At 73.8% G+C, this 385-nt stretch carries 1 protein-coding gene; it reads left to right on the top strand.

The window, feature by feature from the left end:
- On the top strand, nt 1-288 hold a 288-nt coding region (locus tag D7Y13_RS46770; protein ID WP_208734769.1), incomplete at its 5' end, for a hypothetical protein.
- Nucleotides 289-385: the final 97 nt, after the last annotated feature.

Below are 385 nucleotides of genomic sequence, written 5' to 3'. Positions count from 1 at the left end.
GTGCTGCTCCTGTCGATCGTGATCCTGGCTCTGGCCCTGCTCAACCGCCGCTACGCCGACAGCCAGGAGGCCATCGGGGTCGCCATCGCCCTCTGCGCGGTCGGCATCCTCGCCAGCTGGGTGCTCCGCGTGCCCGGCATCGTCGAGTGGTGGCAGTCCCGGCCGGCCGGGGCCGACGCCCCGGTGAGCGGCTCGTTCACCCTCGCCACGTTCCTCACGCCGATCGGCGCCATGGTGGCCATCGTGGGCGGCCTCCTCGTGATCCCGGGCCGCGATCGCCGGCCCTGACCGGCCCCACGGCGGCCGGAACCCTCGCCGCGACGGAGCGCGACCAGCGCCACCGCGTCAGTCGAGGTGGGCGGTCTCGTTGAACGAGTGCAGCACC

The organism is Corallococcus praedator (assembly GCF_003612125.1).
Classification (GTDB): Bacteria; Myxococcota; Myxococcia; order Myxococcales; family Myxococcaceae; genus Corallococcus; species Corallococcus praedator.
The sequence above is the reverse complement of the archived record's forward strand: the minus strand, read 5'-3'. Positions and strand labels throughout refer to the sequence as shown.